This is a genomic window from Microbacterium suwonense (genome assembly GCF_030296555.1).
Lineage (GTDB): Bacteria > Actinomycetota > Actinomycetes > Actinomycetales > Microbacteriaceae > Microbacterium > Microbacterium suwonense.
On record NZ_AP027728.1, the window covers coordinates 766,127 to 785,108 of the forward strand.

At 68.7% G+C, this 18,982-nt stretch carries 11 protein-coding genes and 5 pseudogenes; 10 read left to right on the top strand and 6 right to left on the bottom strand.

What is annotated here, in order from left to right:
* Positions 1 to 6 precede the first annotated feature (6 nt).
* Positions 7 to 651 (top strand): alanine racemase C-terminal domain-containing protein, encoded by a 645-nt coding sequence (locus QUE33_RS03880; RefSeq protein ID WP_286302042.1) that lies wholly within the window; start codon positions 7 to 9, stop codon positions 649 to 651.
* A complete protein-coding gene (locus QUE33_RS03885; protein ID WP_286302044.1) occupies positions 648 to 1,682 on the top strand; it encodes an alanine racemase in 1,035 nt (344 codons plus the stop codon). Before QUE33_RS03880 ends, QUE33_RS03885 begins: the two co-directional genes overlap by 4 nt.
* Positions 1,683 to 1,709: 27 nt before the next feature.
* Here the strand turns inward: QUE33_RS03885 and QUE33_RS03890 are convergent, their stop codons facing one another.
* On the bottom strand, positions 1,710 to 1,919 hold the full coding sequence (locus QUE33_RS03890) for a DUF7455 domain-containing protein (RefSeq protein WP_286302047.1): 210 nt from the start codon (positions 1,917 to 1,919) through the stop codon (positions 1,710 to 1,712).
* Positions 1,920 to 2,095: 176 nt separating this feature from the next.
* Here QUE33_RS03890 and QUE33_RS03895 point away from each other — a divergent pair.
* Positions 2,096 to 4,200, top strand: a pseudogene (locus tag QUE33_RS03895) (DNA gyrase/topoisomerase IV subunit B).
* Positions 4,201 to 4,324: 124 nt separating this feature from the next.
* On the opposite strand, the pseudogene QUE33_RS03900 reads toward QUE33_RS03895, so the two are convergent.
* A pseudogene (locus tag QUE33_RS03900) lies at positions 4,325 to 6,765 on the bottom strand (DNA gyrase/topoisomerase IV subunit A).
* Between the two features lie 83 nt (positions 6,766 to 6,848).
* Between QUE33_RS03900 and QUE33_RS03905 the strand changes: the two are divergent.
* Entirely contained in the window at positions 6,849 to 7,976 is a 1,128-nt protein-coding gene (locus tag QUE33_RS03905) for an alkaline phosphatase family protein (protein ID WP_286302049.1), read from the top strand.
* A gap of 3 nt (positions 7,977 to 7,979) precedes the next feature.
* Here QUE33_RS03905 and sepH read toward each other — a convergent pair whose 3' ends face one another.
* Positions 7,980 to 9,008 (bottom strand): septation protein SepH, encoded by a 1,029-nt coding sequence (gene sepH / locus QUE33_RS03910; protein ID WP_286302050.1) that lies wholly within the window; start codon positions 9,006 to 9,008, stop codon positions 7,980 to 7,982.
* A gap of 206 nt (positions 9,009 to 9,214) precedes the next feature.
* Here sepH and QUE33_RS03915 point away from each other — a divergent pair.
* Positions 9,215 to 9,507: pseudogene (locus QUE33_RS03915) on the top strand (DUF4193 domain-containing protein).
* A 62-nt stretch (positions 9,508 to 9,569) separates the two neighbouring features.
* On the opposite strand, the gene QUE33_RS03920 reads toward QUE33_RS03915, so the two are convergent.
* Complete coding sequence (locus QUE33_RS03920) at positions 9,570 to 10,040, bottom strand: DUF3093 family protein (protein WP_286302051.1); 471 nt, start codon at positions 10,038 to 10,040, stop codon at positions 9,570 to 9,572.
* A gap of 12 nt (positions 10,041 to 10,052) precedes the next feature.
* Here QUE33_RS03920 and dut point away from each other — a divergent pair, with 12 nt between their 5' ends.
* From dut to dxs, 5 genes and pseudogenes are all read left to right on the top strand, one after another.
* Complete coding sequence (dut, locus tag QUE33_RS03925; protein WP_286302052.1) at positions 10,053 to 10,502, top strand: dUTP diphosphatase; 450 nt, start codon at positions 10,053 to 10,055, stop codon at positions 10,500 to 10,502.
* Positions 10,499 to 11,087, top strand: a pseudogene (locus tag QUE33_RS03930) (DUF3710 domain-containing protein). Before dut ends, QUE33_RS03930 begins: the two are co-directional and overlap by 4 nt.
* A 71-nt stretch (positions 11,088 to 11,158) precedes the next feature.
* A complete protein-coding gene (locus tag QUE33_RS03935) occupies positions 11,159 to 11,821 on the top strand; it encodes a DUF3159 domain-containing protein (protein WP_378760863.1) in 663 nt (220 codons plus the stop codon).
* Between the two features lie 175 nt (positions 11,822 to 11,996).
* Positions 11,997 to 14,829, top strand: a pseudogene (gene acnA, locus QUE33_RS03940) (aconitate hydratase AcnA).
* Positions 14,830 to 14,972: 143 nt separating this feature from the next.
* Positions 14,973 to 16,916 (top strand): 1-deoxy-D-xylulose-5-phosphate synthase, encoded by a 1,944-nt coding sequence (gene dxs, locus QUE33_RS03945; protein ID WP_286302054.1) that lies wholly within the window; start codon positions 14,973 to 14,975, stop codon positions 16,914 to 16,916.
* 19 nt (positions 16,917 to 16,935) lie between these two features.
* Here the strand turns inward: dxs and QUE33_RS03950 are convergent, their stop codons facing one another.
* Entirely contained in the window at positions 16,936 to 18,387 is a 1,452-nt protein-coding gene (locus QUE33_RS03950) for a glycerol-3-phosphate dehydrogenase/oxidase (RefSeq protein ID WP_286302055.1), read from the bottom strand.
* A complete protein-coding gene (locus tag QUE33_RS03955) occupies positions 18,384 to 18,968 on the bottom strand; it encodes a TetR/AcrR family transcriptional regulator (protein WP_286302056.1) in 585 nt (194 codons plus the stop codon). Before QUE33_RS03955 ends, QUE33_RS03950 begins: the two co-directional genes overlap by 4 nt.
* Positions 18,969 to 18,982 lie beyond the last annotated feature (14 nt).

Consider the following 18,982-nt stretch of genomic DNA (forward strand, 5'->3'; position numbering starts at 1 on the left):
CGACACATGTCAGGCAGCGCGGCTCCGCACGTACTCCTCAGCAGGGACGCACTCGCGCAGAACGTGCGCGATCTGGTCTCCCGGGGCGGAGCCATCGACCTGCGTCACGACGCTTACGGGCACGGCGCGGCAGAGGTGGCCGCGATCGCCGAGGCCGCGGGGGCGACACTTTTGACGGACGCCGACGGCACGGCGTCGATGGAGGATGTGCTCCGGCTCTTCGGCATCCCGAGCGCGGACGGAGTGCTGTCTTCGCGACCGGTCATGGCGCTCGAGGGCCGGGTGCTCTCGACCAAGCCTCTGCACGCCGGCGAGGCGGTCTCGTACGGGTACACGCATCGCGCGGAGCGGGACACGCGCGTGGCGCTTGTGACCGGGGGCTACGCGCAGGGGATCCTGCGTGCACTCGGCAATAGGGTGCGTGTGCAGCTGGGCGAACAGACGCATCCGATCATCGGGCGGATCGCGATGGACGTGTGCGTCGTCGATCTCGAAGGAGGCGATGCCGAGGTGGGAGCGCCGGTCTGCTTCTTCGGCGGTACGGGCGCCGTGCGCGGTGCGCTGGCGCGCTGGTCGGCTGCGACGGGTCTGACGGCGCTGGAGGTGGCCGTCGTCATCGGGCAGAAGGCCGAACGGAAGTGGGTCGCATGAGCACGCCGGTGCTGGAGATCTCACGCGGCGCGTTCCGGGCGAACCTCGCCGCCGTGCGTGCGCGGCTCGGCGAGTCGCAGCTGATGCTGGTGATGAAGGACGATGCGTACGGCCATGGCATCGACTGGGCCGTCTCAGAGGCGGAGGCTGCCGGAGTCTCCTGGTTCGGCGGATATGACATCCCCACGGCGCTGCGGATCCGTGCGCTCACCTCGCAGCGGGTGTACGCATGGGCCACCTCGTCGGCGTCGGAGGTGGAGGCCGCGATCCGCGCAGGAATCGAGCTGGGCATCGGGTCGACGGCGTATCTGGCGGCCGTCATCGCGCGGGCCGAGCTGCTCGGCATCCGCACTGCCCTGCACCTGAAGATCGACACCGGCCTGCACCGGAACGGCTTCCGGCCCGAAGACTGGGCGGCCGCGGTCGGTATCGCGCGCGCGGCCGAGGAACGCGGCAGCGTTCGCATCGCGGGTGTCTGGAGTCATCTGGCAGAGGCCAGCGACGAGGAGGACGACGCCGCGCAGGCGGTCTTCCTGGAGGCGGTGCGGCACCTGGAGGCGGTCGGCGGGACTCCCGAAGCGCTGCATCTGACAGCGTCGGCCGCGGCGTGGTGGCGCCCCGAGCTGCGCGGCACGCTGAGCCGGATCGGCGCGTTCTGCTACGGCATCCGCTCCGCAGACGGTCCGGTGCTGGACGGACTCAGCCTGATCTCTCGGCTGGTGGCCACGGTCGACGCCGTCGAAGGCGACACGGTGCGCGTGGGTCTCGGCGCCTTCCACGGACTGCCGTCGGTCTTGCAGGGGGCAGAGGTGGCGACGCCCGGCGGTCTGCGTCGGATCGTGCGCATCGACGGCGATGCGACGACTGTGGCGGCGTGGCCGGGCGCGCGGATCGGTGATCGTGTGATCGTGTTCGGTCCCGGCGACGACGGTGAATCGGATGCCACGGCCCTCGCCGAGCGCATGGACACCGTCGGCGAGGAGATCCTCACGCGGCTGACACCCGCCGTGTCTCGACTGCTCGGCCCCTGAAGGGCCGGGGGCTGAGGAACCGGAGGCTCACGCCTCGATCAGTCGCGCGGTCTCGTCGTGCCAGCTGGTGGCGACCGCCCGCAGCTTCTCTTCGTACTTGCGGCCATGGTGCGCGCAGAACAGCATCTCAGTGCCGTTGACCTCTGCAGCGATATAGGCCTGCGCTCCGCAGGAGTCACAGCGATCCAGCGCGGTGAGGCGGAACTGGACGTCGTCTCGCTCTGTCGTAGCGTTCATCTCGGTGCCTCCTCAGGACTCGGACTCTGGTTCGAGGTCGTGCTCAATACAACCATGCCCATCAGTGCCGCATGCCCGCTTTGCGGCGTGTTTCGCTCACCGCGTACCCGCCCCCAGCAGGTCTGAGCGCGGGAGAGTGTCGCGACCTGTCCGGGCATGTCCGTCAAATAGACTCGATGACTGTGACCGCCGAGTATTCCGCCCATCATCTCCAGGTGCTCGAAGGCCTCGAAGCCGTTCGCAAGCGCCCCGGCATGTACATCGGATCCAACGGATCGCCGGGCCTGATGCACTGCCTCTGGGAGATCATCGACAACTCCGTCGATGAGGCCGTCGACGGCAACGGGGCGAAGATCGACGTCGTGCTCTACGCCGATGGCAGCGTGGAGGTCTCCGACCGCGGTCGCGGCGTGCCCGTCGATGTCGAGCCCCGCACCGGACTGACCGGCGTCGAGGTCGTGTTCACCAAGCTGCACGCGGGTGGAAAGTTCGGCGGCGGCTCCTATGCGGCATCCGGTGGTCTGCACGGCGTCGGCGCCTCTGTGGTCAATGCGCTGTCCGAGCGGCTGGACGTGCAGGTGGATCGCGGCGGCAAGACCTACGCCATGTCGTTCCGTCGTGGCGAGCCCGGCGTGTTCGCCGACGACGGTGAGCCCCACCCGGACTCGCCGTTCACGCCCTTCGAGAAGCGCAGTGAGCTGCGCGTGGTCGGCAAGGTCGCCAAGGGCGTCACCGGCACCCGGGTGCGCTACTGGGCGGACCGGCAGATCTTCACCAGGGACGCCGCCTTCCAGCTGGGGAGCTCGAGAACCGCGCCCGTCAGACGGCCTTCCTCGTCCCGGGCCTTGAGATCGTGGTGCGCGATGAACGCCCGACCGACGACGGCACCGGGCCCACCGACACCTCGTACCTCTACGAAGGCGGCATCTCGGAGTTCGTCGACTACCTGGCGGCCGACGCGCCCGTCACCGACACCTGGCGCATCCAGGGCAGCGGCTCCTTCACCGAGACCGTGCCGGTGCTGCAGGCCGACGGGCACATGAAGGCCACCGAGGTACAGCGGGAGTGCACCGTCGACATCGCGCTGCGCTGGGGCACCGGCTACGACACGACGATCCGCTCCTTCGTGAACATCATCGCCACGCCGAAGGGCGGCACGCACCAGCAGGGCTTCGAGCAGGAGCTGCTGAAGTCGCTGCGCGGACAGGTCGACCAGAACTCCCGGCGGCTCAAGGTCGGCAATGACAAGCTCGAGAAGGACGACGTACTCGCCGGGCTCACCGCCGTGCTGAACGTCACCGTCCCGGAGCCGCAGTTCGAGGGCCAGACGAAGGAGGTTCTCGGCACCCCCGCCGTGCGCTCCATCGTCGCCCAGGTGGTCCGCAAGGACCTCGCCGCGCGGTTCGCCTCCACCAAGCGCGACGACAAGAGCCAGGCATCGATGCTGCTGGACAAGATCGTCTCCGAGATGAAGGCCCGCGTCTCGGCCCGCGCACACAAGGAGACGCAGCGGCGCAAGTCCGCGCTGGAGTCGTCGTCGCTGCCGGCGAAGCTGGTGGACTGCCGCTCCAACGACGTTGAGCTGAGCGAGCTGTTCATCGTGGAGGGTGACTCGGCGCTCGGCACCGCGCGTCACGCCCGCAACAGCGAGTTCCAGGCGCTGCTGCCGATCCGCGGCAAGATCCTCAACGTGCAGAAGGCGTCGATCAGCGACATGCTCGGCAACGCCGAGTGCGCGGCGATCATCACCACGATCGGCGCGGGTTCCGGCCGCTCGTTCGAGCTCAGTGCCGCGCGGTACGGCAAGGTCATCCTGATGAGCGACGCCGACGTCGACGGCGCTCACATCCGCACCCTGCTGCTCACGCTGTTCTTCCGGTACATGCGGCCGCTGGTCGAGGCCGGCCGGGTGTACTCGGCGGTGCCGCCGCTGCATCGCGTGATCGTGATGAACCCCGGTTCCAAGCCCAACGAGACGATCTACACGTATTCCGAGGCGGAGCTGCACGCGCTGCTGACCAAGCTGCAGAAGGCCGGCAAGCGCTGGCAGGATCCGATCCAGCGGTACAAGGGTCTGGGTGAGATGGACGCCGACCAGCTGGCGAACACCACCATGGACAAGGGCGGCCGCCTGCTGCGGCGGGTGACGATCGAGGATGCCGAGGCGGCGGATGCCGCGGTCCGTACCTTCGAGCTGCTGATGGGCAGCGAGGTCGCGCCCCGTCGCGAGTTCATCATGACCTCCAGCGACCGCCTCAGCCGAGAGTCCATCGACGCCTGATCGACGCAGGACGGCCTGCTCCTGGCATCCGCGCCATCTTCTGGCATCCGCTGCATCGAAAGATGACGCGGATGCCGGAAAGTGCAGCGGATGTCTGCCGCACCGAGACCACCGGGCGTGCGGGTCAGCCGATCGCGGTGCCGACGGAGCCGATCACGGCGTCCAGGGGCTGTCCGGAGGCGTCGCGCTTCGCTCCCGGCGCCGGGAGCTGCCGTGCGGCGCCGTCGGTGCCGATGGCCCGCGGCTCGACGCCCACCCAGGCCAGGCGCAGACGATCCTCGCCCTTCAGGAACGCGTGGGCGCGCACACCGCCGGTGGCACGGCCCTTGCCCGGGTACTCGGTGAACGCCGAGACCTTCGCCCGTCCTGCATCCGCTCCGGCCAGCGTGCCTTCGGAACCCGAGACGGTCACCGCCACCGCTTCTTCAGGTGAGGTCACGGTGGTGAAGGAGACGACCTCGGCTCCGGATGCCAGCTTGACGCCCGCCATGCCTCCGGCAGCGGCCCCCTGGGGCCGCACGCTCGAGGCCGAGAAGTGCAGCAGCCGGGCATCCGAGGTCACGAAGACAAGCTCCGCGTCATCCGGGGCCGACGCCGCACCGACCACACCGTCCTTCGGCTTGAGGCTGATGATCTCCAGTTCCGGACGCGCGGCGAGCGACGAGGGGACGATGCGCTTGACCACGCCGTCCCTCGTGCCCACAGCCAGCGGGGTGTCATCGTCGAAGCGGATCAGCGCCAGCACGCGTTCGCTGCGGTCGGCGAGCCCCAGGTAGTCGGCGATGCGCACGCCCGCACCCAGGCCGACCGAGGTCGCCGGAACGGCCGGGATGTCGACGGGCGTGAAGCGCAGGACGCGGCCGGTGCTGGTGACCGCGCCGATCTCGCTGCGTGTGGTGGTCTCCAGCCGGGCCTGGATGGCGTCGTGCTTGCTGCGGCGCGCGGGCGTGGTGATGACGGCGCCGGACTCCAGATCGACGCGCACCGCGCGCCCGGTCGTGGACAGCAGCAGCGTGGTCGGCGCATCGGCGATCTGCAGCTCGGCGGCAGACTTGGCCGTACGGGTCTTCGGGGAGCGGCGTTGAGCAGCAGCGTCCGGCGCGGGGTGCCGAACGTCTCGGCGACGTGATCCAGCTCCAGGGCGACCTGCGCACGCACCAGGGCGGGGTCGCCGAGCAGCTTCTCGAGCTCGGCGATCTCGGCGAGCAGCTTGTCGCGCTCGGTCTCCAGCTCCAGGCGGGAGAACTTCGTCAGGCGCCGCAGGCGCAGCTCCAGGATGTACTCGGCCTGCACCTCGTCGAGGTCGAACACCTGCTGCAGTCGGGCTCGCGCGGTCTCGGAGTCGTCCGAGGAGCGGATCACCTGGATGACCTCGTCGATGTCGAGGATAGCCAGCAGCAGGCCGCGCACCAGGTGCAGGCGTTCGTTGCGGCGCGCCAGGCGATAGCGGCTGCGCCGGGTGATGACTTCGATCCGATGCTGCAGGTACACCCGCAGCAGCTCCTTCAGTCCCAGCGTGCGCGGCTGTCCGTCGACGAGCGTGACGTTGTTGATCGAGAACGAGTCCTCCAGCGGGGTGTACCGGAACAGCTGCTCCAGCACCGCCGCCGGGTCGAAGCCGGTCTTGACCGTGATGACCAGCCGCAGGCCGTTCTTGCGGTCGGTGAGGTCCTGCACGTCGCTGATGCCGACGAGCTTCTTGGCGTTCACGGCGTCTTTGAGCTTCTCGATGACACGCTCCGGGCCCACCTGATACGGCAGCTCGGTGACGACGATGCCGGTCCGGCGCGGTCCGATCGGCTCGATCGATGTCTTGGCGCGCAGCTTGAAGGCGCCGCGTCCGGTCTCGTACGCCTCCTTGACGCCGTCCAGGCCCATCAGGATGCCGCCGGAGGGGAAGTCCGGGCCGGGCACGAACTCCATCAGGTCGGCGGTGCTGGCATCCGGGTTCTCCAGTAGGTGCGTGGCCGCCGCGATCACCTCGATGAGGTTGTGCGGCGCCATGTTCGTCGCCATTCCGACGGCGATGCCGCTGGCCCCGTTGACCAGCAGATTCGGGAAGGCGGCGGAGAGCACCGCGGGCTGCTGGAACTGGCCGTCGTAGTTCGGCATGAAGTCGACGACGTCCTCGTCGAGATCCTCTGTGAGCGCCAGGGCGGAGGCAGCCAGCCGCACTTCGGTGTAGCGCGAGGCGGCGGGGCCGTCATCGAGCGAGCCGAAGTTGCCGTGACCGTCGACCAGCGGCACCCGCAGGGCGAAGTCCTGTGCGAGACGCACCAGGGCGTCGTAGATGGCTGAATCGCCGTGCGGGTGCAGCTTTCCCATCACCTCGCCCACCACGCGAGCGCTCTTGACGTGCCCGCGGTCGGGGCGCAGGCCCATCTCGGCCATCTGATACAGGATGCGGCGCTGCACGGGCTTGAGTCCGTCACGGGCATCCGGGATGGCACGCGAGTAGATCACGGAGTACGCGTATTCGAGATACGAGCCCTGCATCTCCTGGGAGAGATCGATGTCCTGGATGCGCTCCTGGACGGGCTCAGCGGATGACGAGGACTTTGGCATGGACTTCCTGCGGGACGGTCGGAACGGACTCGTGACAGCGCCCGGGTACGGCGCAGCGGGACGGCTGTGAAAGACTGACCCGGATGCCCATCATGCTACCGGCCAGCCCCGGATCGACGCGGAACATCGCCGGGGTGGCGCCCCAGCTGCTCGCGTCGCTGCGCGGCGTGCCCTCAGATCTCGGACCGGCTCGTTCCGCGGTGCTGGTGGTCGCCGATGGCCTCGGTGCCATCCCGCTGCGTGCACACGCCGGCCACGCGCGCACACTCGCCGGGGCGATGGCGAAAAAGGATGTCGCCGGCTCCGTGTTCCCCACGACGACCGCCGCCGCGCTGACGAGCATGCTCACCGGCGCCGCTCCCGGAACGCACGGCATGGTGGGTTATCGGGTGCGGCATCCGCAGCGCGACGTGCTGGTCAACCAGCTCACCGAGTGGGAATCGGCCGGCGTCGATCCGCTCAGCTGGCAGCCTGTGCCGACCGTGTTCGAGCAGGCTACCGCCGCCGGACATCCCACCTTCGCCGTGGGAGTGGCCGCCTATGCCGGTTCCGGCTTCTCCCGCGCCATCCTGCGCGGAGCGGAGTTCCAGGCCGCCAAGTCGCCCGCGGATCGCGTGGCGCTGGCCTGGGAGCTCGCGGATGCCCACGACGGCGCACTGGTGTACTGCTACCTGCCGGAGGCGGACAAGGCCGGCCACAAACACGGCATCGACTCCGCCGAGTGGGTCGTGGCTCTCGAGGAGATCGATGCGGCACTCGCGGCCCGTGTGCCGGATGGCGTCGGCGTGCTGGTCACGGCGGACCACGGCATGATCGATGTGCCGGCGCACCGGCAGCTGGTGCTGGACGCCGCAGGAGGGTGGCACGACGGCATCCGTCACATCGGCGGAGAGCCGCGGATGCTGCACGTCTACGCGGAACCGGATGCCGATCACGGCACCATCCTCGCGCGCTGGCGCCGCGATCTCGAGGGGTTCGCGGACGTCGTCAGCCGGTCGGAGGCGATCGAGGCTGGTGTGTTCGGGAATGCGGTCACGGATGCGGCGCGCGCCCGCATCGGCGACCTCCTCGTGATCGCGCGGTCGAACCACGCGCTCTACGACGGCGAGGCCGCGGACCAGCGGGGCCGAAGCATGGTCGGCCAGCACGGTGCGCTCACCCCGGAGGAATGGCGGGTGCCGTTCATCCGGCTGGGCGCGTTCTCCCGCTGACGATCACTCTTCGGTGCGGGCGCCGAAGACGATCTCGTCCCAGCTGGGCATCGCATTGCGCCTCTTGCGTCGTCCCTGCGGCGCGTCCGTGGTCTCGGCGGGCTGCTCGGGCTCAGCTGCGCCCTTGTCCTCCTCGACCGCATCGAACAGTGCGATCGGCGTGGAGTCGTCTGGCTCGTCTTCGAACAGCGGCGCGGACTCGCGCTGACCGCGCCGACGTCGCAGTGCCTCGAGCAGATCGGCCGTCTCGGCGTTCGGCTGGCTCTCGTCTGGTGCGCGACGAGCCGCCGCCTCCTGGACGGCTGCGCTCGAGTGCTCGGGGGCGGAGTCCGGTTCTTCGGGCTGTCCGTCGGGCTCAGGGTCGGGAAGCAGGCGCGGGCCGAAAGCGCCCGAGTCGAAGCGGCTGTCGTCCTTGTACGGCGAGACGCGCTCGGAATCGACCGCACGAAGCCGGGGGATGAGCCCCTCGGGCAGAGAGCCCTGGCGAGACAGCTGTGTGGCATCTGCGTTCTGCGGGGAAAGCGTGCTGCGCCGCGGGTCAAAGGCCCAGCGTGCGTCGTGCTCGACCTCGTCGGCGGTGAACTCCAGCTTGACGGTCCAGCCGGACTCGTCCTTCCAACTGGCCCAGCGCTCGTCCGTCGCGTGCAGATCTTCGAGCTTGGCCCGCACTGCATCGCCGAAGGTGGGCTGGGCGTCCGGTTCGACCTCGCTGCCGATCAGCACGGGGACGGCGAGCGCCTGGTCGACGATGTGCTCGCGCTCGGCCAGCACAGGACCCTCGAAGCGGGCCACGTCGGATTCGCTGACACCCAGCAGAGCGGCGACCTCGGATGTCGACAGGCCGGCGCGGATCTGCATCTGGATGTCCCTGGGGCTGGCCGCCAGGCGCGCGGCTGACGGCTCCGCCTCACGGGTCGCTCGACGCACCTCGCGGTGCAACACGTCATCGATGGGAAGCGCGAAGCGCTGCCCGGATTCGGTGGCGAGGACGAGAACCCCCGCTTCTGTTCCTACGATGGTGACGTTTTCCATGCGAATGCCCCTCTGGTGGGTGTGCGTTCATGCTGTCATGAGCACCCTGGAAGGGGTGGGAATACTCTGGGCGCGCCGTGAGTTTTCCCGTGCGAACGGCCAGGCATTTGCGAAATCGCGCGCTGTCGTGCAAACTGACGCCCGCTGACCACCCGAGATCAGCTCCCCCTCAACCCACTCGTACCACGGAAGTGGAGATCCACCACATGGCAACCGACTACGACGCCCCCGGAAGAGCGAAGACGACTCAGAGTCGATCGAAGCGCTCAAGGAGCGTGTGCCGAACAGCAAGTCCGGCGCCGGCGACGTCGAGGACTCCGACAACCCCACGGCGTTCGAGCTCCCCGGAGCAGACCTGTCCGACGTGGAGGACGTCATCGTCGTGCTGCCGGCGCAGCAGGATGAGTTCACCTGCATGAGCTGCTTCCTCGTGAAGCACCGCTCGCAGCTCGACCACGAAGGCCCCGACGGGCCCATCTGCAGGGAATGCGCAGCCTGACCGCTGAGCTTCTCGCGCGCCCCGACCGGATGGTTCGGGGCGCGTTCTGCGTTCCGGTGGGGTCAGCGCTGGGTGCGGGCGGCGCGGATCGCGGCGACCAGCCGATCAGGGGTACGCGACGAGATCGTCCAGCTGCGCATCGGGTCTTCGGGGTCGGTGATCGGCACGACGACCAGGCCGTCGATCCCACCGCGGATCAGGTGCCAGCCGTCGCGTGCGATGTCGCGGGTGCGGCGATCCCTGGCATCCTGACCCGTGAAATGCTCCGCCTCGCCCAGCCAGCGGACATCGATGTGCGCCCGACCCGCGTGCAACACCGTACCGCGCACGCGCACGACCGGAGCCAGCAGGATGCTCAGTGCGACGAGCACCAGCGACACGACGGCACCGACGACGATCGCGACACCGGATGCCACCGGGGCGAACACCAGCGACACCATCGGCCCCGCCAGTGCGATGGTGACCAGCATCCACAGACTCGGCGCCAGACGCTCGCGGTAGCCATCGCGGGTCGTCGCGGGAGTGTTCTGCATTAGCCTCATGGGGTGACTCATTCCGTTGCCATCCCCATTATCGCCGTGAACACGCCTCGGTACGCCAATCCCGGCGACGCCGGAGCCGACCTGGTCTCGACCGAGGCGGTGCGGCTCGAGCCGGGTGAGCGCGCACTGGTCGGCACGGGGGTTCGGATCGCCCTGCCCGAGGGCTATGCGGCATTCGTCGTGCCTCGCAGCGGGCTGGCGGCCAAGCACGGCATCACCGTCGTGAACTCACCGGGAACCGTCGATGCGGGCTATCGCGGCGAGATCAGGGTGAGCCTGCTGAACACGGACAGCGAGGACGCGTACGATATCGCGGTCGGGGATCGCATCGCACAGCTGATCGTCATGCCGGTGGTCACGGCGCGTTTCGAGCCCGTCGACGAGCTGCCGGACAGCGTCCGCGGCGAGGGCGGCTTCGGATCGACCGGCTATACCCAGGGAAAGAGCGAATGACTGAAGAGATCGAACCCACGCTGAAGTCGGCGCCGGATGATCGTGCCGTCGCGGGCCCGTTCGACGATACGGAGGTGAACCCCGTCCGTCCGTACATCGACCTCGGTGGGATCAAGGTACTGCCCCGCGAGGGCCTGAATCTGCGGCTGGAGGTGGAGGAGCAGACCAAGCGCATCGTCGCCGTCGGTCTCGACTACGCCGGCTCTTCGCTGCAGGTACAGCCGTTCGCCGCCCCGCGGTCGCGCGGGCTGTGGGATGAGACCCGGGTTCAGCTGCGCGACCAGATCCGCACCCAGGGCGGCCGCGTCGAAGAGCGCGAGGGCCCACTGGGCAAGGAAGCTGCTTGCTGAGGTCCCTGCGACCGCAGCCGAGGGCTCGGAGATGCGTCTGGCGCGCTTCATCGGCGTCGACGGACCGCGGTGGTTCCTGCGCGGGGTGATCGGCGGTGACGCGGCATCCGACCCGGCCGCCGCCGAGCAGGTGGAGGATCTGTTCCGTTCGATCGTCGTCGTGCGCGGGGGCTCCCCGATGCCGCCTCGCGATCTGATCCCGCTGAAGATGCCGGCCACTCCGGGATCGGCGTGACGCAGCCGGGCGATCCCCGCTCCGGCGGTGAGCACCGCTCGGGGACGGATGCCGATCAGTCCGCCGCTGAGCTGATCGGCGCCGCACTCGGCGGTGCCGCACGACGTGCTGGGCTGAGTCCCGACGGCGCGGAGAGCACCCAGAAGGTCGTCTGGGGTGCGATGGGCGGCTGGCGCGGCATCCTGGAATCGGTGCTTCCCAGCCTGGCGTTCGTGATCATCTTCACGGTGCGCCCGGAGCCGCTGATCCTCTCACTCGGGATCTCGGTGGGGCTTGCGGCGGTGTTCACCGTGGTGCGGCTGCTGCAGAAGTCTCCGCCCGCGGCCGCGCTGGGCGGACTGGCCGCCGCGGGGGCGGCGGCACTGCTGGCTCTGTGGACCGGACGCGGTGCCGACAACTTCGTGCCGGGCCTCATCACCAACGCGCTGTACGGCACGGCCATGATCGTGGCGGCGCTGATCGGCTGGTCGCTGATCGGGCTGGCCGTCGGGTTCCTCATGGGCGAGGGAACCGCCTGGCGCTCGAACCGGCGCAGACGGCGTGCGTTCTTCTGGCTTGGCATCGCCTGGGGTGCGCTGTTCTACCTGCGCCTCGGCGTGCAGCTGCCGCTGTATCTGACCGACCAGGTGACGCTGCTGGGCACGCTCAAGCTCGTGATGGGCCTGCCGCTGTTCGCCCCCATGGTGGCGGTCACGTGGCTCGTGGTCCGTGCGCTGTACCCGCGCGCCGAGTGAGTCTGACAGCGTTTTCCTCTGGTAGATTTATCTTGACATCAAGATAAATTCCGGGCTTTTGCTGCGGCCGCGGGCGGCGCACACTGGTAAGGCGAGCCTTGCTAGCCGCAACGACGCATCAGCGAGCAAGATGGAGGCGACTGTCGCTCCCATCACAACAGAAGGAGACGGATACGTGTCCACGGTGAACAGCTTCGGTGCCAAGAGCACCCTGACGGTCGGCAGCACCGACTACGAGATCTTCCGCATCGATACGGTCCCAGGCAGTGAGAAGCTTCCTTCAGCCTGAAGGTCCTGCTCGAGAACCAGTTGCGCACCGAGGACGGCAAGAACGTCACGAAGGCGCAGATCGAGGCGGTCGGCGCCTGGGATGCCGCAGCCGAGCCGCACACCGAGATCCAGTTCACGCCGGCGCGCGTGCTGATGCAGGACTTCACCGGCGTGCCCTGCATCGTCGACCTGGCCACCATGCGCGAGGCCGTCACCGAGCTCGGTGGCGATCCGAGCAAGATCAACCCGCTCTCGCCGGCCGAGATGGTCATCGACCACTCGGTGATCGCCGACCTGTTCGGCACCGAGAACTCGCTGCAGCGCAACGTCGAGATCGAGTACGAGCGCAACGGCGAGCGCTACCAGTTCCTGCGCTGGGGCCAGACCGCTTTCGACGACTTCAAGGTCGTCCCCCGGGGACCGGCATCGTGCACCAGGTGAACATCGAGCACCTGGCCAAGGTCGTCTACGACCGCACCGTCGACGGCGTGCTGCGCGCCTATCCCGACACGCTGGTCGGCACCGACTCGCACACCACCATGGTCAACGGCCTCGGGGTGCTGGGCTGGGGCGTCGGCGGCATCGAGGCCGAGGCGGCCATGCTCGGCCAGCCCGTGTCGATGCTGATCCCGCGCGTGGTGGGCTTCAAGCTCACCGGTGACATCCCCGCCGGCGTCACGGCGACCGACGTCGTGCTCACGATCACCGACATGCTGCGCAAGCACGGTGTGGTCGGCAAGTTCGTGGAGTTCTACGGCGCGGGCGTGGCATCCGTTCCGCTGGCCAACCGTGCCACGATCGGAAACATGTCGCCCGAGTTCGGGTCGACCGCGGCGATCTTCCCGGTCGACGAGGTCACGCTCGACTACCTGCGCCTGACCGGGCGCAGCGAAGAGACCGTCGCGCTCGTCGAGGCATACTCCAAGGCCCAAGGCATGTGGCACGACCCGGCCGTCGAGCCTGTCTTCAGCGAGTACCTGGAACTCGACCTCGGCACGGTCGTCCCCTCGATCGCCGGCCCGAAGCGCCCGCAGGACCGCATTCTGCTGTCCGAGGCGAAGGAGCAGTTCGAGAAGGACATCGTGAACTACGCCACGGCGTCCACGAACAACGACATCGTCGACCTTGAGTCCAAGCACTCCTTCCCGGCATCCGACCCCGGCGCCGTTCCCGGCGACGAAGAGGAGCACACTCGCGACGTGCACATCAACTGCGGTGCACCGGCACACGCCTCCACTCCCGTTCCGGTGACCACGCCGGCGGGAGAGAAGTACGTGCTCGACAACGGCGCCGTCACGCTCGCAGCGATCACCTCGTGCACCAACACCTCGAACCCCTCGGTGATGGTCGCGGCCGGTCTGCTGGCGCGCAAGGCGCTGAAGAAGGGGCTGAAGCAGAAGCCGTGGGTGAAGACCACGCTCGCTCCCGGATCGAAGGTCGTCACCGACTACTACGAGAAGTCGGGGCTGAACGAGGACCTTGAGGGTCTGGGCTTCTACACCGTCGGCTATGGCTGCACGGTCTGCATCGGAAACTCCGGTCCGCTGATCGACGAGGTCTCGGCCGCAGTCAATGAGCACGACCTGGCCGTCACGGCTGTGCTCTCGGGCAACCGCAACTTCGAGGGGCGCATCAGCCCCGATGTGAAGATGAACTACCTGGCCTCGCCTCCGCTGGTGGTCGCATACGCTCTCGCCGGATCGATGCACTTCGACTTCGAGACCGACCCGCTCGGGAAGGACACCGAGGGCAACGACGTGTTCCTGAAGGACATCTGGCCGACGTCGGCCGAGGTGCAGGAGGTCATCGACACGTCGATCTCGCGCGATCAGTTCATCAAGCAGTACGCCACGGTCTTCGACGGCGACGAGCGCTGGACGGGTCTGCCGACCCCGACGGGCCCGATCTTCGAATGGGATGAGGATTCGACCTACGTGCGCAAGGCGCCGTACTTCGACGGCATGACGATGGAGCTCACTCCCGTCACCGACATTACCGGTGCGCGCGTGATGGCGGCGCTGGGCGACTCGGTCACCACCGACCACATCTCGCCGGCCGGCGCGATCAAGTCGGGCACCCCTGCCGCGCAGTACCTGCAGGAGCACGGCGTGGAGCGCAAGGACTTCAACTCCTTCGGCTCGCGTCGAGGCAACCACGAGGTGATGATCCGCGGCACCTTCGCGAACATCCGCCTGAAGAACACCCTGGTCAAGGCCGTCAACGACGGCAAGCAGATCGAGGGCGGCTACACCCGCGACTTCACCCAGCCCGGTGGACCGCAGGCGTTCATCTACGACGCCTGCATGAACTACCAGGCACAGGGTGTGCCGCTGGTGGTGTTCGGCGGCAAGGAGTACGGCTCCGGCTCGTCGCGAGACTGGGCGGCCAAGGGCACGAACCTTCTGGGCGTGCAGGCGGTCATCGCCGAGAGCTTCGAGCGCATCCACCGCTCGAACCTGATCGGAATGGGCGTCGTCCCGCTGCAGTTCCCCGAGGGGCAGTCGTGGGAGTCGCTCGGACTGGACGGCACGGAGATCATCTCGATCGAAGGCCTGACGCAGCTCAACGACGGCACCACGCCCAAGACGGTCAAGGTCACCGCGACGCCGAGCGAGTTCTCGCCCGAGGGCCACGAGACCGTGACCTTCGACGCGGTCGTGCGCATCGACACCCCCGGTGAAGCGGACTACTACCGCAACGGCGGCATCCTGCAGTACGTGCTGCGTTCGCTGGTCTGACACGGATCGATGGAGGGCTCGGATGCCTCGTGCATCCGGGCCCTCCGGCGTCGTTCACGGCGGGAGGGCAGCGCGCGGAGATAGACTGGACGGGTTCGCGCGACCTCCCGGCCGCGCAGTCGCCGAGTCGCGGAGGAGCCCTCATGCCGATCCTGCCGAGCATCGCCGGCCCCCGGGACCTCGACCGGCTGTCACCCGAGCAGCTCACCGAGCTGGCCGCCGAGATCCGCACCTTCCTGGTTGAGAACGTGGCACGCACCGGCGGCCATCTCGGCCCGAACCTGGGCGTGGTCGAACTGACGATCGCGCTGCACCGGGTGTTCTCCTCGCCCGAGGATCCGTTCATCTTCGACACCGGGCACCAGTCCTATGTGCACAAGCTGCTCACCGGTCGACAGGACTTCTCCGGGCTGCGCTCGCGCGGCGGTCTGGCGGGCTACCCGCAGCGCTCTGAGAGCCCGCACGACGTGGTGGAGTCCTCGCATGCCTCCAGTTCGCTCAGCTGGGCGGACGGCGTCTCCCGCGCCCTCACGGCAACCGGCCGTGCCGACCGGCATGTGGTCGCGGTCGTCGGCGATGGGGCTCTCACGGGCGGAATGACCTGGGAGGCGCTGAACAACATCTCCGACGACAACGAGCGCAATCTCGTGATCGTCGTCAACGACAACGGCCGCTCCTATGCGCCGACCATCGGCGGCATGTCCCGGTACCTCAACAGAGTGCGCACAGCGGCCACGTACCGCGACCTGCATCGCAGGTCCGACCGCCTGTTCCGGGCGTTCGGCCCGTTCGGCCGCGCGCTGTTCCGCGGCGTGCGCGGAGGGACGCACGGATTCCTCTCACGCTTCACGAACAACGTCGCCCTGTATTCCAATCTCGACATCAAGTACCTGGGACCGGTCGACGGACACGACATCCCGGCCCTTCTCGAGACCCTGCAGCTGGCGAAGGACTTCGGCGCCCCGGTGATCGTGCACGCCATCACCGAGAAAGGCCGCGGCTACCAGCCCGCTCGGGATGACATCGCGGACCAGTTCCATTCCGTGGGACGCATAGATCCCGAGACCGGCGGGCCGCTGGCGGCCTCGGCCGGCACGTCGTGGAGCTCGGTGTTCGCCGACGCGCTCGTCGACGTCGGGGGCAGGGACGAGAAGGTCATCGCCATGACGGCCGCGATGCTGCGGCCCACCGGCCTCGCACCGTTCGCCGAGCGGTTCCCGCATCGGGTGTATGACGTCGGCATCGCCGAGCAGCATGCCGTCGCCTCGTCCGCCGGCCTCGCGTTCGGCGGGCTGCACCCGGTGGTCGCGATCTACGCGACGTTCATGAACCGCGCCTTCGATCAGGTGCTGATGGATGTGGGGCTGCACAAGGCTGGGGTGACGTTCGTCCTGGACCGCGCCGGTGTCACCGGCCCCGACGGACCGAGCCATCATGGCATCTGGGATCTCGCGATGCTGCAGATCGTGCCCGGCATCCGTATCGCCGCTCCTCGCGATGCGGCGCGCCTGCGCGAGCTGCTGGACGAGGCCGTGACGGTCGACGACGCGCCGACGGTGATCCGCTATCCGAAGGGCTCGGTGCCCGACGACGTCCCGGCGATCGAACGGATGCCGGATGGTGTGGACGTGCTCTCCCGCGATGAGACCGAGGACGTGCTGCTGGTGGGCATCGGACCGTTCACCGCGCTCGCACTGGATGTCGCAGGCCGGTTGCGCGCGCAGGGGATCGGCGCGACCGTCGTCGATCCGCGCTGGGTGATTCCCGTGCGGCCCTCGATCCTCGAGCTTGCGGCGCGGCACCGCCTGGTGATCACCCTCGAGGACGGCATCCGGGTCGGCGGCGTCGGCACCCGGGTGCGTCAGGTGCTGCGCGAGGCGGGCATCGACACCGCTGTGGACGAGTTGGGCGTGCCCGACGAGTTCATCGCCCACGCCACCCGCGATGAGGTACTGCAGGACGCCGGACTCACCGCGGCGAAGATCGCCCAGGACGTCGTGGCGCAGGTGCTCGGAACGCGCGTGCCCGTGGCGCGTCAGTACGGTGAGACGGGCGCCATCGAACTCCCCATCCACGAAAACCGCTGAACTCAGCTGTCCAGAGCGCTCAGCCGAGCTCGTCGAGCACGTGTGCGACAAGCTCTGTGACCGCATTCCGTGCCCGGGATCGGTCGAGATCGACCAGTCCCACACGGGTCCGTCGGTCGAGCACGTCATCGGCCGTCATCGCACCCTCGGCGCACACAGCGGATTCGACCTCGCCATGGGTGAGACCCACTCCGGGCACCAGCGGTTCAGAAGGCTCAGCTGCCGCATCATCCACCAGGCGCAGCGACTTGGTCCGGCTGGGTGCCGCAACCAGGCCGCGCACATGCACCGCGAGATCGACGGCATCCTCCGCCATCTGCCGATACGTGGTGAGCTTGCCGCCCAGCACGGTGACGAACCCGGTCTCGGATGCGGAGACCAGGTGGCGCCGTGAGATGTCGGCGGTGCTCTGTCCACCGGTGTCGACCAGAGGGCGCAGGCCCGCGAATGCACCGCGCACCTGCTCGCGACGCACCGGTGTCGCGAGCACTCGGTTGACATTGCCGAGCAGGAAGGCGATCTCGGTCTCCGTCGGCTGCGCCACACGGGGGATCGGGCCCGGCGCATCCTCGTCGGTGAGACCCACGATGACGTGGCCGTCGAGCTGCGGCAACGCGAACACGTAGCGGCTGATCGACCCGGGAACAGGGATCGTGAGTGCGGCGGACGGATGCCCGAGAGCTGCTCCGTCGAGCACGAGATGCGTGCCGCGACTGGGACGCACGGCGATGCTCCCGTCGAGTGTGCCGGCCCAGACGCCGGTGGCGTTGATCACGCTCCGGGCCCGGATGCCGAATCGCTCTCCGGTGAGTGCGTCCTCGGCGGCCGCTCCGCCACCATGCAGCCCGGTCGCGCGCACCCGCGTGAGGATGCGGGCTCCAAGGCTCGCGGCCGTGCGTGCGACGGCCACGACCAGTCGGGCGTCGTCGACGAGCTGGCCGTCGTAGCCCAGCATCCCTCCGCGCAGCCGGTGTGGCTCCAGGGCGGGCACGAGTCGCTGTGCGGTGCGGCGCGACACCGGGTGTGGTCCGGGCAGGGTCGTGCGCGGTGTGCGAGCATGCAGGCGCAGCAGATCCCCGATCACCATGCCCACCCCGCCGGCGGCGCGCTGACGCAGTGAGACCCCGGGGGCGAAGGGGAGCAGCTGCGGCAGCGGCCTGATCCGCTGCGGCGCGATCGCCGTCATCAGCAGGTGACGCTCCCTGGCGCTCTCCCGCGCGGTGGCGATGTCGCCGGTGGCGAGGTAGCGCAGGCCCCCGTGCACCAGTTTGGAGCTGAACCGACTGGTGCCGAACGCGAGATCCTCCGCTTCGATCAGTGCGACGCTCAATCCCCGCGACGCCGCATCGAGAGCGACACCTGCCCCGGTGATCCCGCCGCCCACGACCAGCACGTCGATGTGGTCGGATGCGACACGCGACAGCTCGATCCTCCGACGCCTCGCGTTCAGGTCGGGGGATGCGGTCGTCATGGGCGCAGCAGCCCGTCGAGTGCGGTTCGCAGCTCGTGGTCCCAGGAGCCGTCGTCGATGAGGTCGGCGACCGTGCCGTACGAGAGGATGGCCGACTGCGCGATCAGCAGCATCATCACCGCGATGTGCTGGGGCTCACCCGGCCGAACCGACCCGACGGCCTGCGCGGCCGCGATCGAGGCGGCCATCCACTGCAGGATGGCGCGCTGGCTGGCGCCGAAGCGCTGCAGCGTGTACCGGGTGAAGACCTCGGGTTCGCGGTCGAGCAGGGCGGCGTACACGGGATCCGATCGGAAAGACGCGGAGAACCGCATCACGGCCGACACGATCCCCTCCCGGCTGTCCGCCATGGGCACATCCGCGAGCAGCGCGTGAACGCGCTGCAGGAGGGCGGCGCGCACCACCTCGTCGGCACCGGCCCAATTCCGGTAGATGGTCGGCCGGCTGACGCCTGCCTCGCGGGCGAGCTCCGCGACGGTGAGGCCGCCGACGCCGCGGTGCGCGATCAGTCGTCCTGCGGTGTCGAGAATGCCCGACTGCGTGGCATCCCAGCGCACGTCACTCGGTTGACGATCTTCCATAATATGTCACACTG